Raw genomic sequence first — 15,306 nt, 5'->3', positions numbered from 1 at the left:
TGTACTACTACTCTTCTGTTTATCTTAAATCTTTCAAAGAACTCTTTCTTCAGCGCTCAGGAGAAGTGTTTCATTCTCGAAAGCGGATGCAAAGGTATAGCTTTTTTCAACACAAACCAAACATTTCGACAAAAAAGTTGAAAATATTTTCCACCTATTGATTTATATCAACCAAAATGATGACCCTGAGGACTATATACCTTATTATATATTATACCCATGAAGACTCCTTTCGCATCATGACGATTTCCAGCCCGATTGCCAGATGCCCCCTGTTTCTTCCACTTGGATAGGGTTGAAACGGGGCCACCTTTGTGGGAAATTTCGTTGGCGCTTTTCGCTGGAGTCTTTCGCTGCATGTTGGCAGGATGCGTGTTTTTGGGGAATTTGCGGCGCGCATTAGATATTTGGAGGCATGAAACCGTAATTGCAAGTTCTGCTACCAGCAATTCAAACTTGGAAACAGAAAAAATGACCGTCTGGGGGAAGTAACGCCTATCTGCCATCAAACAGGAATAAGTTGTCTTGTAAATTCTTTCCAACTCGTACCACCATTTCTTTTGGCATCTTGCTCCCCGCCCGCACTTGACCATTGCCTGCCATATCCCGAACACACCCGGAAGCAATCTGCCCAAAGCCGAGACCCACATAAATTGACATCCGATTGAGTTCCGATGACCGAAAAAGTCAAATATCCATCGCAAATGATTGTCTATATGGCGAATTATCTTTACCTTTGCCGCCATAAGTATTATGATTCTTATGTTATCACGCATCATCCATACCCTGAGCAAGCCGCTGACCGGAGGCAACCAGCTCTATTTTCTGCTGATGTACCTGCTGGGACTGACAGGTATCGTCTGCGAGCCGTGGAACGGCAGCCGCTTCTGGATGAGTTTCGAACTGTTTTCCGACCTTTACCTATTCTGCGCCCTGCTACGACTGATGCCCGAAAGATACAGACACTGCCTGCGCCTCGCCACAGCCACATTCTTCTACCTACTGTCTGCTGTAGACATGGCATGCTACGTAAGACTGGGCATGCCCATCACCCCGATGCTGCTGCAGCTGGCACTGCAAAGCAATACCAGAGAGGCTGGCGAAGCGCTGTCGTCGTATCTCGACGCGGCAATGCTGTGGTCGCCATTAGGGCTGGTCATCATCCAGATGATGGTGGGCATGGCGCTGCTTGCCCGAGAGCAGACCATCATGGGCAAAGCCATGCGCACAGGGATATGGCGCAACCGGCACATGACTTACGCCGCTCAGACAGCCATTATCGTCATGTTTGCCATCGGGTTCATATTCAGTCTGGAGAACAAGGAGTATATGTATTGCCGCATCATCTGCCAGTATAGCGAACTGGAAACGCAGCAGCGGAAAGACTTCAGGCAGAAAACCAATTACTATCTGCCCATATACCGCATGGCGTTTGCCGTCAGCGAGACCCACCGGCTGCGCGACGAGATAAGACTCTTTGAAGAGAGTCTGAACAAGGCGCGGATAGACTCGGTCACACACCTCTCCCCACATATCATCCTGATTATCGGAGAAAGCTACAACCGCCACCACAGCCAACTCTACGGCTACGACAAGCCCACCACGCCCCGGCAGACGGCACGGAAGAACGCCGGCGAGCTCATCGTGTTTGGCGACATGACAAGTGCTTGGAATACCACCTGCGAGTCGCTCAAGGAGATGCTATCCACCCAATGTGCAGGCCAACCGGGGACATGGGCATCAGCCCCACCCTTCCCGCTGCTGTTCAGGATGGCTGGCTATCACACCTCGTTCTTCAGCAACCAATATATGGTGAAGCGCAGCGGATTCAGCGACTTCATCGAAGACGCCTTCTTCAACAATCCTCCCATCAGCCGCCGCCTGTTTGACACGCGCAACGAGTCTACCCACGACTACGACATGGCACTGACCGATGACTACAAGCGATGCCAGACGAGACATCCCTACACGCTGGACATCTTCCACTTCTTAGGACTTCACGCCGACTTCAAGAAGCGTTATCCCGCCAACTTCGGCGTCTTCGACGCCAAAGACTACGACCGCGACGACCTCACGGAGCAACAGCGCGAGATACTTGCCCACTACGACAACGCCATCGTCTACAACGACCTGGTCGTCGACTCCATCCTGAAGCTCTACGAAGATGAAGACGCCATCGCCATATTCGCCGCCGACCACGGTGAGCGCATCTTCGACAACTCTACAGAATGGGGACGCAACCTTACATGGGACCGCAACGACATCAGACAGCAGTTTGACATCCCCTTCTGGATATGGGCGTCGCCGTCCTATCGATCCAGCCGCAAGCAGCAGTGGGAGCAGATACGCTCGTGCCGCAACAGACGGGGAATGACCGACACGATAGCGCAGCTACTGCTACACCTCGCCGGCATACACAGCCCCTGGTACTATCCCCAATACGACATACTGCACAACGACTATGACAACAGCCGCAAGCGCATCATCCGCGGCGAGCGCGACTACGACCGCATCATGCTCGCACCATGACTGGGGCAACGCATCGCCTGCCCTAAGATATTCCCCATACACTCCTCCTAACGACAAACCCAGGACAGAGGCGCTGCATGCCTCTATCCTGGGTTTGTTGACGCAACTCCTTTACCTTTGGTGACCTCCAGTCCAGAGTTGCTTGAGATGAACAGCCTTCGGACGGCTTATCTTACTACCACTTTCTTACCATTCTTGATGTAGACGCCACGCTGGAGACGGGCGTTGGCATCTTGCTTGACGCCGTCGAGCGAATAGACGCCCTGGGGTGCATCGACCGTGGTTTCGATGATGTCGATACCGGTAGGCATTGAGACCACAGCCTCAACGGGAGCCGACTCGGAACCGTCGCCATAACGTGCCGTAACCTGGTAGACATGGTCGGCACCATCGCACTGAGCCTCACGGTCCTCACTTGCCGTGGTGGCAGCCGTAGCCAATGGCTTGCCGTCGCGGTAGATGACATACTCCACAAACGTGCAGCCCTTGGAGGCGAAGGTAGCATCGTCGACCAGGAAGAGGTAAGGCGCCGACGAATAGCCGATGCCCGATGGGCTCACCTCGAGCTTGGTATTGTGACGGATGGCGAAGTAGCGCGCACCCTCAGGCAGCTCGAAGCTCACCTCGTCCCACTTGCTGTTGCTTACAGTCTTCTCTGCCACGAGCTGGAACTGGTCGTGCGCCGCTGTAGTCGTACTATAGAGCACCTGGTAGGTCTCCGGGTTGGAGGCACTGATGTTGTTGACTCTGAACATGACGGTCTGAGCCTTACCCGTGAGCTCCGGACTAATCATCCAGTTGTCTGCTGCCAGCGGAGTAAGCTCGCCCGTCGCCTTGCGATTATAGCTGTACACCGAGGCCATAGCGTTGTTTCCGCTATAAGGCTTTGCCGTGGGATTTGCCACCGTAATGTCCTCGCCGCCATAGTTGGCAGGCATCCATACGATATAGGCAAACGGCGTCTTTTCATTGTCATAGTAAAGACCTTGGTCGTCGAAGTAACCATAGGTGACTCCCTTGTCGCCGTCATGGAAACTCCAGTCGCCGGCGTTGTCTACGCTCCATGAGTTGTAGTCCTCAAAGTCATCGGTCATGCGGTCTACCTTAGCCACGGCAGTCCACGACAGCGACACCTTGCCCTGTGCGTCCACCAGAGCCTTGAGCCCGGTCGGAGCAGGCTGATGCGCATCGACTGCCGTCAGTTCCACGCTACCATCTGCGGTGACGGCATCCTTGCCCTCACCCGCCTTGAGCGTAGCGGTCAGCGTGACGGCGTTGCCCTTGACGAGCACACTCGGCGTATAGGCGATGTCATACGTGGCAGTCTGCATCAGCGCCAGCGACTCGCCCCCGACGGTCTTCACCTCGGTGTCGCCCGCGGTGAGAGTCAGCGTATAAGCTCCTATGGCGTTGCCGTAATTGGTCACAGCCACCTTGACCGTGCCCGCTTTGCCCTTGCGCATCTTGGCAGGAGCCGACACGCTTACGGTGATGCTCGTCGGTGTCTCGTCGGCCACCACGAAGTTGTCGATATACAGATGCTGTTTCCTGTAACAGCGCTTCGACTGGTCGAAAGCCACACCCACGCGTATCCACTTCTGACCCTTGTAGGCACTCAGGTCATAAGAGCGCGACACCCATTTGCCTGCATCGGCATAGCCGTCAAGGCTCTCGGTGGCGAGATACTCTCTGGTGCCGTCGGCCTTGATGACCAGCGGACGCACACTACCCTCCTTCGAGTCGGTCTTCTGACTATACATGAACATCGGTTTCTCTGCCGTGCCCAGAGTTATCTTTCCTGATACCAGAGCGATGACATCCTCATAATAAGTCATAATGTCGGCACATCCGCCGTCACCGTTGGCGTCTTCGTCGGTAGAGTAAGTCACACCGGCATACTGGTTCTGATATCCCCAGCCTTCTCCTTCAGCAGCCCAGAAGCCATAGGCATTGCCCGCCTTGGCAAAGGTCTCCTTGAGGGGCAGCGTGTAGGGAGCGCCCACCACGAGAGGCGCTGCAAAACTATAGCCGCTCACGCCGGTGGCGTTGCTTGCCGACACAGCGAGCTGCAGCAACTGCTGGTCGCCGCTGTTGACGTCGACAGCCACAGACACCTCGGTAGCACCCGTTGTCGTAGCTACCATGCGACTTGCCGTGGCGGCATCCTTCATCTCATAGAGATTGTATTTCACCTTGTCGGCGAAGAACACTCCGCCGTGCTCGGCCTTGGAGGATTCCCATGCCACCTTGAGGTTCTTGCCCACCGGTTCGGCGGTTACTCCGGCAGGAGCCGTGGGGCCGTCAAGACCTATCCAGCCGCTCACCACAGTCTTCTCGCCATTGCCGTCGGCGTTGTAGGGTATCAGCGTATAGGTGTGATTGGCAGGCTTGGTGCCCGCATTCTCGATGGTGTAGGTAGCGGTCTTGCCCACCTGCACACTGGTGATATCTGCCAGTTCGGCGTCGGCCTCCATCACCTTCACGCCGCTGAGCTTGGTCAGCGCACTGCCGTCGGTGGCTTTGTCGGGAGCCTTGAAACTCAGGGTTGCCTTGACTGCGCCCGTAGCATCGGGAGTGAGCACCGCCTCGGTCACAGCGGCAGGAGGCAGCGCGCCCTGCTTCTTCACCGAGATGTCGTCGAGGTAGAGTATCATGTTGTCGGCATCGCTCACGGCATGGAAACCGATATAGTAGTCGCCGTCGGCAGCTGGGGTCAGCGTCTGCGTGTATTCCTGATATTCGGTATTGCTGATATCGGTCCTTGCCATCAGCGTCTGGGTCATGCCCGCAGCCGTGGTAGCGGTGCCGTATTTCACCTCTAAGCGCTCAGGCATCGTCGAGCGGTGCGCGCGTACCTTATATTTAACTATATACGTATCGCCACCGGTCAACTTGAGCACGGGAGTAATGAGCCAGTCGTCGGCATCGTGGTCTTCATCACAGCCGTAGCCCGCACAGTGGTCGGGGAAATCGGGTCCGTAAGGACTGTCGCCACTCTTGAAGAGGTAGTTCCACACTCCCCAGTCGAGATAACTTGATTGTGCGCGGTCGCCATTGCTGTCGACGACGGTAAACTGGTTGAAATCTGCCTCCTTGTCAAAGTTGCACTCCCAGCCTTTGAAAGTATCCGCCGACTTCTTCACCGAGATGTCGTCGAGATAGAGTATCATGTTGTCGGCATCGCTCACAGCGTGGAAACCTATATAATAGGTGCCGTCGGCCACGGGAGTGAGCTCCTGGCTGTACTCTATATACTCGGCATTGGTAATGTCTGTTCTTGCCATCAGCGTCTGGGTCATACCCGCAGCCGTGGCGGCGGTGCCATACTTCACCTCCAAGCGCTCAGGCATCGCCGAGCGGTGCGCGCGCACCTTGTATGTCACCTTGTAAGTATTGCCTGCCTTCAGTGCCAGCGCCGGCGTGATGAGCCAGTCGTCGGCATCGTGGTCTTCGTCACTGGTGTAGCCCGCACAGTGGTCAGGGTAATCAGGGCCATAGGGGCCTTCACCTGTCTTGAAGAGATAGTTCCATGTGCCCCAGTCAAAATAACTCGACGAAAAACGGTCATTGTTGCTGTCGATGACGGTAAACTGGCTGAAATCAGCCTCCTTGTCAAACTTGCACTCCCAGTCGGGCGTAATCGGCAGGGTCGCAGCCTTCTGCACGACCGTCCCCTCGCCTCCCCGAGCCTTGGCCACACGGACAAATCTCTCCGATGGCGCCATCTTGGCAGCCTTGCGTGCTGTGGTGCGTTTGACAACAGCCTCCTGTGCCTGCGCCGTTACCAAGGCGAGGCACACCGCCAGAGCGGTGATAAAGTAGCTTTTTCTCATAAGCGTTGTTTTGTTGATTAGTAAAACAATTTGCGGTGTTCTTATCCGCTTGCGCAAACGCAGCAATTACTAAGGCGTAGCGTACTTTGCTTTAGACAGATTCTCCAACCACATTTCTCGTCACAAATATAGGAAAAGATGCGGCTACAACTGCCCTCCTTGCCAATAATCTGCAACTAAATATCAAAAATATAAGTTATTTGCGTGTTTTTCTTCGTTTTTGTTACTTTTATCAGTGATTTTCTATGGTTTTATTACCGTTTCTATGGTTTTGCTTACAAACTATAATTCCGCAGCGACCCACTCTGCCCGCCTGATCATCCTCTCGGCCCTGACGGGGCTGTCCCCGGAGACTGGGTATAGGCTCAGCAGCCTCAACCCAGCCATCTGCAGACTCAGCCCTGCCCGCTGCAGCGCCGTTACTGCTGTGCCGCCTCCCGGCGCCGCATATTCGGGAAGAACCGCAGCACCAGATAGAGCGTGGCTACGAGTCCTATCAGCGCACCGGCATACCCTATGCCGCAGAGCGAGGTATGGTCTACGACCACGCCACCAAGATAGGCGCCACAGCCGATGCCCAGATTGAAGATACCCGAGAAGATAGACATGGCAATCGACGTCGCCTCCTTGGGCGCAAAGCGGATGGTGTTGTCCTGGCAGGCTATGTTGAACGCCGTGGCCATGGCGCCCCACACGATGCACACGGCGAAGATGGCAATGATGTTCATGGCTGCCGCCTGCATCAACAGCAGACACAGCGCCGGGCCCAGCGTGACCACAGCCATGAACCTCCGTCTGCCCGACATATAATACTTGGAGAAGGCGATGCTGCCCAGCATGCCCGAGGCGCCAAAGACGATGAGCACCATCGTCACCACGTCGGGCGACAGGCCTGCCACCTGATCCAGGAAGGGCTCGATGTAGCTGTAGCCCGTATAGTGAGTGGTGGCAAAGAGCAGCGCCAGCACAAAGACGCCCAGCAGCACGCGGTTGTGGAGCAACGCCGGAATCTTGGCAAACGAGAACTTGCCGCGGCTCTGCAACCGGGGAAATACGGCGGCGATGAAGACGAATATCAGAGCCGAGATGACAGCGATACTCAGAAACGTCATGCGCCAGCCCACGTACAGTCCCACCACGCGGCCTATGGGCAGACCCACAACCATAGCCACCGACGAGCCCGTGGCCATCGTGCTCAGCCCCAGTGCGCTTCGGCCATCGGGCACCGTGCGCACAGCCAGCGGAGGGGCTATCGACCAGAAGATCGAGTGGGCACACGCCACGCCTATGCGCGAGAGCATCAGCGTGTAATAGCCCTCGGCGAGCGCCGATGCCACATGGCTCACCACAAAGAGGGCGATGATGGCGAGCAGCAGCCGCTTGAGCTCCACCGTAGACACCATCACCATGAGGGGCAGCGACATGAGCGCCACCACCCACGCATAGACCGACACCAGCAGTCCTGCCCGCACCTCGCTGATGTGCAGGTCGGCGGCAATGTCGCTGAGCAGACCTATGGGCATAAACTCTGATGTATTGAACACAAAGACGGCGAAGGTCAACCCCACCAGGGGCAACCACCGGGCTATCGTTTTCTCCTTGGGCATGATATATATTAAATAGGTGTTATCCTTTGCGGCTGCAAAATTACAAAAAGGCGGCCAATCCATCATCTCCCGCACGAAGTTTCATAGCATTGTCGAGCCAATTATTGACATACCGCAAGCCGGAGGCACCCGCAGCGACACAGAGGGGGCTGCGGCTGGCTCGTAACATAAGTCACGAAGCCGCGTAACATAAGGTACGAGGGCACGTAACATAAGGCACGTGAGCTCGTGCCTTATGATACGAGCCGATGGAGGTCATCTCGGCGATTGCGAAGGTCATCTCGGCGATTGTGGAGGTCATCACGGTTGGCGTCGAGGTCATCACCCTGTAGACAGATATAGACGCAGCGAGCCCCACCCTATCTGTTCCCGGCATGGGAACGGTGTAGGGCGGGGCTCGGTGTATTGGGGTGATGGAGGGGACTGTCGGCGCGACTGCAAGGATGGTCGGCGCTTTGGCGGGGATGGTCGGTGCGACTGCGGGGATGGTCGGCGCTTTGGCGGAGACAGTCGGTGCTAACGCTTAGTCAGCCAGGCACTTGTCGAGGCGGGCGATGATGGAGCGCTTATCCATCTTCTGACCGATGAAGACGAGCTTCTGCATGCGGTCGCCATACTGCTCGTCCCAGTCGCGGCGCAGCCCAGGCTCGCGGTCCATCATTTCGCTCAGCTGGTCTTCGGGCATGGTGGCATACCACTGTCCGGCATTCTTGAGACCCATCTGGCGGCCTGCCTGCTCGAAGAGATAGCACACGTCGGGCTCGTCGGCAAACCAGCACATGCCCTTGCAGCGGATGACCCCCTTGGGCCAGAAGCGGGCGACAAACTCGTCGAAGCGCGCCAGGTCGAGCGGACGGCGGCGGTAATAGACAAAGGTACCTATACCGTACTCCTCGACCTCGCCATGCTCATGGTCGTGATGGTGGTGATGGCAGTGGCCGTGGTCGTCGTGGTCATGATGGTCGTGGTCGCAGTGCTCATGCTCGTCATCATGATGATGCTCATCGTGGTCGTGGTGCTCGTGCTCGTCATCGTGATGATGGTGCTCTTCTTCTGCCTCTTCGTCATCGTCAGGCTCACCGTGGTGGTGCTCTATCTGGTCTATCCACGCGGCAGAGGTCGCTACGTCGTCGAAATTGAAGCGGCGGGTGTCGAGGATGCGCTCAAGCTCGATGTCGCCATAGTCGCAAGGTATGATTTCGGCCTTGGGCTGGATGGCGCGGATAATCTGGGTGACGTGGTCGAGCTCCGAGGGAGTCACCTCTGAAGCCTTGTTGAGCAGAATGATATTGCAGAACTCGAGCTGCTGGATGACCAGGTTCTCGAGGTCGTCTTCGTCGAGATTGTGGCGCTGCAGATTGTCGCCATTGCCAAACTCGTCTTTCATGCGCAGGGCGTCGACCACCGTCACGATGCAGTCGAGCCGGGCTATGCCACCCTTGATATACTGCGGTCCCATCGAGGGGATGGAGCAGATGGTCTGTGCGATTGGGGCGGGCTCGCAGATGCCGCTTGCCTCGATGACGATGTAGTCGAAGCGCCCCATCTCTATGATTTCGCGTATCTGCTCGACCAGGTCCATCTTGAGCGTGCAGCAGATGCAGCCATTCTGCAGAGCCACGAGGCTGTCGTCCTTCTTGTTGACCACTCCGCCCTGCTGTATGAGGTCGGCGTCGATGTTTACCTCACCGATATCGTTGACGATGACGGCAAACTTGATGCCCTTCTTATTGGCGAGAATTTTGTTGACCAATGTGGTCTTGCCGCTACCAAGATAGCCCGTGAGCAGCAGAACGGGTATTTGCTTTATACTCATAATATATATATGTATAGTTGGTGTCTCTACGGGCAGAGGGTGCAAAATTGATACCAAACCGGGCTCTCGGCGCCGCTTTTTTTTGACATTCTGCTCTCTGCGCCATGCTCCCGCCTTGCGGGGATGGCTGCGAGGGCTGGCGCGAGGGCCGAGGTGGACAGCACGACAATCGCCGAAACCGGCAAAAGCCCCTTGGCAGTAGGCGCGACTTTCGTAATAAATGATAAAAATAAGGGCGGGGTCGCAAATAATAACAAAAAAAGTAGTGCAGACGAATAAATCTTCTTATATTTGCAATGTGGTGGCATGCTCTTTGCAGTCACCATAGTATAAACCATAAAACAGACGATTATGAACATTAACGATTTAGAAGAAAAGATCAGACAGAGTGAGAGCATGTCACTCTCGGCAGCGTTCCCGATACTGATGCGCAAGGTATACCTATGGATGGCGATGGCGCTTGCCATCAGCGGCCTCACCGCCTACAGCGTAGCGATGTCGCCAGGACTGATACAGCTGATATACAGCAGCCAGCTGGGCATATGGGCCATCATCATCGCCGAACTGGTGCTGGTATGGAAGATATCCAACAGCGTGAACAAGGAAAACCGCTCTCTGGCTACCACCACACTGATGTTTATCATCTTCTCGGCACTCAACGGACTTACCCTCTCATCCATCTTCGTACTCTTTGCCCCCGCAGCCATCATCAAGACCTTTGCCGTCACCGCCGGCACATTCGGCGTCATGGCAGCCTACGGCTACTTCACCAGCCGCGACCTGACCAAGATAGGCGGACTGCTCTTCATGGCGCTGATAGGCGTCATCATCGCCAGCGTGGTCAACATGTTCCTGCACAGTTCAGGTCTGGACCTGGTGGTAAGCATCATCGGCGTGCTGGTCTTCGTGGGCCTCACCGCATGGGACAGCCAGCAAATCAAGATGAGCCTTGCCATGGCTCCCGACTTGGGAGAGACCAGCCAGAAGTTGGCAGTGACAGGCGCGCTGAGCCTATACCTCGACTTTATCAACCTGTTCCTCTACCTGCTGCGCTTCTTCGGCGGCAACCGCGACTGATGCGAGGACAGGCTTCATCGTGAAAATACAGGCCAAGGATATTAAACCTTGGCCTTTTTATTGCGTCAGAGACATAGATTATCGTTATAATTTTAGAGAAAATGAACAAATCAATCATCATTGCCGTCCTGGCATGCAGCGTCATGCTCAGCAGCTGCGGCACTTCAGGTAACACCAACACACAGACCAACACCCAGACCACCAGTCACCAGAGCGTGCTGGGGTCTATCATCAGCGCTGCCACCAACGGACAGACGCTGGGCAACACCATCAAGAGCATCCTGGGAACCGACAAGCCCCGCGAGCGCGACCTCATCGGTACATGGCACTACAGACAGCCCGGCGTGGCATTCACCACCGAAAATCTGCTCGCCAAGGCGGGAGGCGAGACCATCGCCACCGAAATCAAGGGAAAACTGAGCGATACCTACACCAAGGTGGGCATCAACAGCAAGAACACCTATCTCACCATCAACAGCGACAAGACCTTCAGCGGCAAGATAGACGGCAAGCCCATCAGCGGCCAGTGGACCTACACACAGGAAGACCAGAAACTGGTGCTGAAGACCCTGCTCTTCAGCCTCAACGTATATGCCAAGAAGACCACGGGCGGCATGAGCTTCCTGATGGAGTCGAAGAAGTTGCTCAACCTCTTCCAGACTCTGGCAGCGATGAGCGGCAACAGCACCCTGCAGACTATGGGCGACCTGAGCAAGAACTACGACGGTGTGCGCATCGGTCTGGACACCCACAAGTAATACAGCTATGTAGACGACCATAACTATAGCCACGCTCGCCCCAAGAAGGGTAAGGGTGTGGCTCTTTGTTTTACCACCGACAACGACTATGACTATGATGAAGACTATAGGACTCTGGTTCAGGATAGTGCGGCCGCAGACGCTTGCAGCCTCGCTCTGTCCGGTTATGGCGGCGCTGATAGCCATGCCGTCGCCCGTCACCTCTGCCACCGTGGCTGCGGTGACCATCGTCTGCGCGCTGGCGCTGCAGATACTGTCCAACCTTATCAACGACTACTACGACTTCGTGCGGGGTACCGACCAGAAAGGCCGTGCGGGCTTCAAGCGCGCGCTGGCTGAAGGCGAAGTGAGCAAGCGGCAGATGGAGTGGGCCTGTCTTACTGCGCTCGCGGTGAGCGTGGGCTGCGGTCTCTTCCTGGTCGTCCACGGCGGTTGGGTAATCCTCGCCATCGGCGTCTCGGCCCTGCTCTTCGCCTGGCTCTATACTGCCACGAGCCACTCGCTGTCGTATCTGGGCGTGGCAGACATATTCGTATTTCTCTACTACGGCGTGATAGCCTCGTCAGGCACATACTATCTGCAGACGGGACAGTTTGCGTGGTCGGTATGGTGTGCTGGAGGCGTGAGCGGACTCATCTCGATGTGTGTGCTGCTCATCAACAATCTGCGCGACATGGACAGCGACCGACTCGTGGGCAAGCGCACTTTCCCCGTGAGGTTCGGGCGCCGCGCAGCCCTGTGCCTGATGGGCACCGTGGTGGCTCTGATGCCCGTGCTCGCCTATCTGGCTCTGGGCTGGAGCCTCGCCATGCTGGTAGTCGTCCCTGCCGCAGCCCTCTTCGCCGCCACCCTCCGCGCCAAGGGCGCCACCTACAACAAGCTGCTGATGGCTGCCGGCATCATCAATATAATATATGTAGTGCTGATGGCGGTATAACGACAAGGAAGCGGTGGGGAACGAGGCAATATACATCATTTACTGTATATTGCACAACTTTGCGCAAGCCTGGCGACCCACCCATCGCCCATCGCCGCAGCCCACGACCCCCGTCATCACCACCAAGCAAACCATCTGATTTACCAACACTTGCGTCCCTTACCACCCGCATCGCATCCGTCAATGCCTACAGCCCGACGGTCATGAATGGGAGTGTGTATATAATGCAAATTGTTGTATAAATATACAGCACAGGCGTATTTTTATACATTTTTCTTTGGCGAATATGCATCTTTTGTGTAATTTTGCACCCGTAAATGTATAAATATACACATCATGAAAGGAAAGAAAGACCGTATCGAGGCTCTCAAGATGCTCATCTCCAGCAAGGAGTTCTGCAGCCAGGAAGACATCCTCACCGAACTGATTAGAGAGGGCTTCGAGGTGACCCAAGCCACGCTGAGCCGCGACATGAAACTGCTCAAGATAGCCAAGGCATCGAGCATGAACGGCAAGTATGTCTACGTATTGCCCAACGAGACCATGTACAAGCGCGTCACCCGTCCCAAGACCGCCAAGCAGATGCTCCAGGCGCCTGGTTTCGTGTCGATACAATACTCCAACAACATCGCCGTCATCAAGACACGGCCTGGCTACGCCAGCGCGATAGCCTACAACATAGACAACAGTAACATCATAGAGATATTGGGAACCATTGCCGGCGACGACACCATCGTCACCATCCTCGCCGAGGGCGCCGACCGCGGCAGGCTGGAGCGCAAGCTGATGCAGGTAATCCCCAATCTGATATAAACCAAGAAGAGAAGAATGGAAGAAATCAAGGTAATGGTGGCCGACGCCTCGCACGAGAAATACGTGGACACCATCTTACAGACCATTGCCGACGCCGCCAAGGTAAGAGGAACGGGCATCGCCAAGCGTACGCACGAGTATCTTACCACCAAGATGAAGGAGGCCAAAGCCGTCATAGCCCTCTCGGGCGACCGCTTTGCCGGCTTCAGTTATATAGAGACATGGGGCAACAAGCAGTATGTGACCACGTCGGGACTGATAGTACACCCCGACTTCCGCAAGCACGGCGTGGCCAAGCGCATCAAGGACCTCACCTTCACCCTCGCCCGCACCCGCTGGCCCCACGCCAAGATATTCAGCCTTACGAGCGGAGCCGCCGTGATGACGATGAACACGCAGTTGGGCTACCAGCCTGTGACCTTTGCCGACCTCACCGACGACGAAGCCTTCTGGCGCGGATGCGAAGGCTGCATCAACGTAGACGTGCTCAAGCGCACCGGGCGCAAATACTGCATCTGCACCGCCATGCTCTACGACCCCGAGGAGCACCTGCCCGCCAAGCTGCCGCAGGAGGTAATCGAGAGAATCAACAAGATAGACAAGAGAAACCAAGAACAGAACTAATAAAACACCAATCATTATGAGCAAGAAGAAAGTAGTAGTAGCCTTTTCGGGCGGTCTCGACACCTCGTACACCGTCATGAAACTTACTGAAGAAGGTTATGACGTGTATGCCGCCTGTGCCAACACCGGCGGATTCAGTGCCGCACAGCTCAAGGAGAATGAAGCCAACGCCTACAAGTTGGGCGCTGTAAAATATGTGACCCTCGACGTGACTCAGGAGTACTACGAGAAGAGTCTGAAGTACATGATTTACGGCAACGTGATGCGCAACAACTGCTACCCCATCAGCGTATCGTCGGAGCGCATCTTCCAGGCCATCGCCATAGCCCGCTACGCCAACGAGATAGGTGCCCACGCCATAGCCCACGGCTCTACCGGCGCCGGCAACGACCAGATACGCTTCGACATGACCTTCCTCGTCATGGCACCGGGCGTGGAGATTATCACCCTGACCCGCGACAAGGCGCTCTCACGCCAGGAAGAGGTGGACTACCTCAACGCCCACGGCTACTATGCCGACTTCACCAAGCTCAAGTACTCTTACAACGTGGGTATATGGGGAACCAGCATCTGCGGAGGTGAACTGCTCGACTCTGCGCAGGGCTTGCCCGAAGAGGCGTTCCTCAAGCACGTGACCCGCACCGACGAGAGCGAACTGAAGATTACCTTTGAGAAGGGCGAGATAGCCGCCGTCAACGGCGAGAAGTTTGACGACAAGATTGCCGCCATCCAGAAGATTGAGGAGATAGGCGCCGCCTACGCCATCGGCCGCGACTTCAACGTGGGCGACACCATCATCGGCATCAAGGGTCGTGTAGGCTTTGAGGCAGCCGCCCCCAAGCTCATCATCGAGGCCCACCGACTGCTGGAGAAGTACACGCTGAGCAAGTGGCAGCAGTACTGGAAGGAGCAGGTGGCCAACTGGTATGGCATGTTCCTCCACGAGAGCCAGTATCTGGAGCCCGTAATGCCCGACATCGAGGCCATGCTTACCTCTTCGCAGCGCCACGTCAACGGCACCGCTATCCTCAAACTGCGCCCATTGGGATTTGAGACTGTGGGCGTGGACTCACCCGACGACCTGCTCAAGAGCAAGCTCGGCGAGTATGGCGAGATGCAGCACGGATGGACCGCCGATGACGCCAAGGGCTTCATCAAGGTCACCTCGACGCCGCTGCGTGTCTTCTACGGCATCCACCCCGACGAGAAACGATAGCTCTGAACGGGCTGCAAGCTCCACAGAGAACGAGAAAAAGGCCAATGGCTGCAACCATTGTTGTACCCAATCCGTCTATAATGATACAAACCATCT

The 15,306-nt window shown here is 55.8% G+C and carries 12 protein-coding genes; 7 read left to right on the top strand and 5 right to left on the bottom strand.

Annotated elements, in window-relative coordinates:
• Window positions 1-167 precede the first annotated feature (167 nt).
• Entirely contained in the window at window positions 168-746 is a 579-nt protein-coding gene (locus CIK95_RS10165) for a hypothetical protein (protein ID WP_144007803.1), read from the bottom strand.
• A gap of 7 nt (window positions 747-753) precedes the next feature.
• Between CIK95_RS10165 and CIK95_RS10160 the strand changes: the two genes are divergently transcribed.
• Entirely contained in the window at window positions 754-2,529 is a 1,776-nt protein-coding gene (locus CIK95_RS10160) for a phosphoethanolamine transferase (protein WP_094466938.1), read from the top strand.
• A 167-nt stretch (window positions 2,530-2,696) separates the two neighbouring features.
• Here the strand turns inward: CIK95_RS10160 and CIK95_RS10155 are convergent, their stop codons facing one another.
• The 4 genes from CIK95_RS10155 to CIK95_RS12910 form a co-directional block, all read right to left on the bottom strand.
• Window positions 2,697-6,362, bottom strand: coding sequence for a choice-of-anchor J domain-containing protein (locus CIK95_RS10155; RefSeq protein WP_094466937.1), 3,666 nt, complete (start codon window positions 6,360-6,362; stop codon window positions 2,697-2,699).
• Between the two features lie 419 nt (window positions 6,363-6,781).
• Window positions 6,782-7,969, bottom strand: coding sequence for a sugar transporter (locus CIK95_RS10150; protein ID WP_094466936.1), 1,188 nt, complete (start codon window positions 7,967-7,969; stop codon window positions 6,782-6,784).
• Between the two features lie 523 nt (window positions 7,970-8,492).
• The gene (locus tag CIK95_RS10145) at window positions 8,493-9,785 is read right to left on the bottom strand and encodes a GTP-binding protein (protein WP_094466935.1); all 1,293 of its coding nucleotides are present in this window, start codon (window positions 9,783-9,785) and stop codon (window positions 8,493-8,495) included.
• A gap of 26 nt (window positions 9,786-9,811) precedes the next feature.
• Window positions 9,812-10,111 (bottom strand): hypothetical protein, encoded by a 300-nt coding sequence (locus CIK95_RS12910; protein ID WP_144007802.1) that lies wholly within the window; start codon window positions 10,109-10,111, stop codon window positions 9,812-9,814.
• Window positions 10,112-10,136: 25 nt separating this feature from the next.
• On the opposite strand from CIK95_RS12910, the gene CIK95_RS10140 reads away from it, so the two are divergent.
• The 6 genes from CIK95_RS10140 (at window position 10,137) to CIK95_RS10115 (ending at window position 15,210) form a co-directional block, all read left to right on the top strand.
• Window positions 10,137-10,862, top strand: a complete 726-nt coding sequence (locus tag CIK95_RS10140) for a Bax inhibitor-1/YccA family protein (protein WP_022311651.1) — start codon at window positions 10,137-10,139, stop codon at window positions 10,860-10,862.
• 101 nt (window positions 10,863-10,963) lie between these two features.
• Window positions 10,964-11,620 (top strand): DUF4923 family protein, encoded by a 657-nt coding sequence (locus tag CIK95_RS10135; protein WP_094466934.1) that lies wholly within the window; start codon window positions 10,964-10,966, stop codon window positions 11,618-11,620.
• A gap of 94 nt (window positions 11,621-11,714) precedes the next feature.
• The gene (gene menA, locus CIK95_RS10130) at window positions 11,715-12,557 is read left to right on the top strand and encodes a 1,4-dihydroxy-2-naphthoate octaprenyltransferase (RefSeq protein ID WP_158215124.1); all 843 of its coding nucleotides are present in this window, start codon (window positions 11,715-11,717) and stop codon (window positions 12,555-12,557) included.
• A 336-nt stretch (window positions 12,558-12,893) separates the two neighbouring features.
• Window positions 12,894-13,370, top strand: a complete 477-nt coding sequence (locus CIK95_RS10125; protein WP_022311654.1) for an arginine repressor — start codon at window positions 12,894-12,896, stop codon at window positions 13,368-13,370.
• A gap of 15 nt (window positions 13,371-13,385) precedes the next feature.
• Window positions 13,386-13,994, top strand: coding sequence for a GNAT family N-acetyltransferase (locus CIK95_RS10120; RefSeq protein WP_022311655.1), 609 nt, complete (start codon window positions 13,386-13,388; stop codon window positions 13,992-13,994).
• A gap of 16 nt (window positions 13,995-14,010) precedes the next feature.
• The gene (locus tag CIK95_RS10115; protein ID WP_094386914.1) at window positions 14,011-15,210 is read left to right on the top strand and encodes an argininosuccinate synthase; all 1,200 of its coding nucleotides are present in this window, start codon (window positions 14,011-14,013) and stop codon (window positions 15,208-15,210) included.
• Window positions 15,211-15,306: the final 96 nt, after the last annotated feature.

This window comes from Prevotella sp. P5-108 (assembly GCF_002251385.1).
Lineage (GTDB): Bacteria > Bacteroidota > Bacteroidia > Bacteroidales > Bacteroidaceae > Prevotella.
Note: the sequence above shows the minus strand (reverse complement) of the source record. Positions and strands in the feature narration are given on the sequence as shown.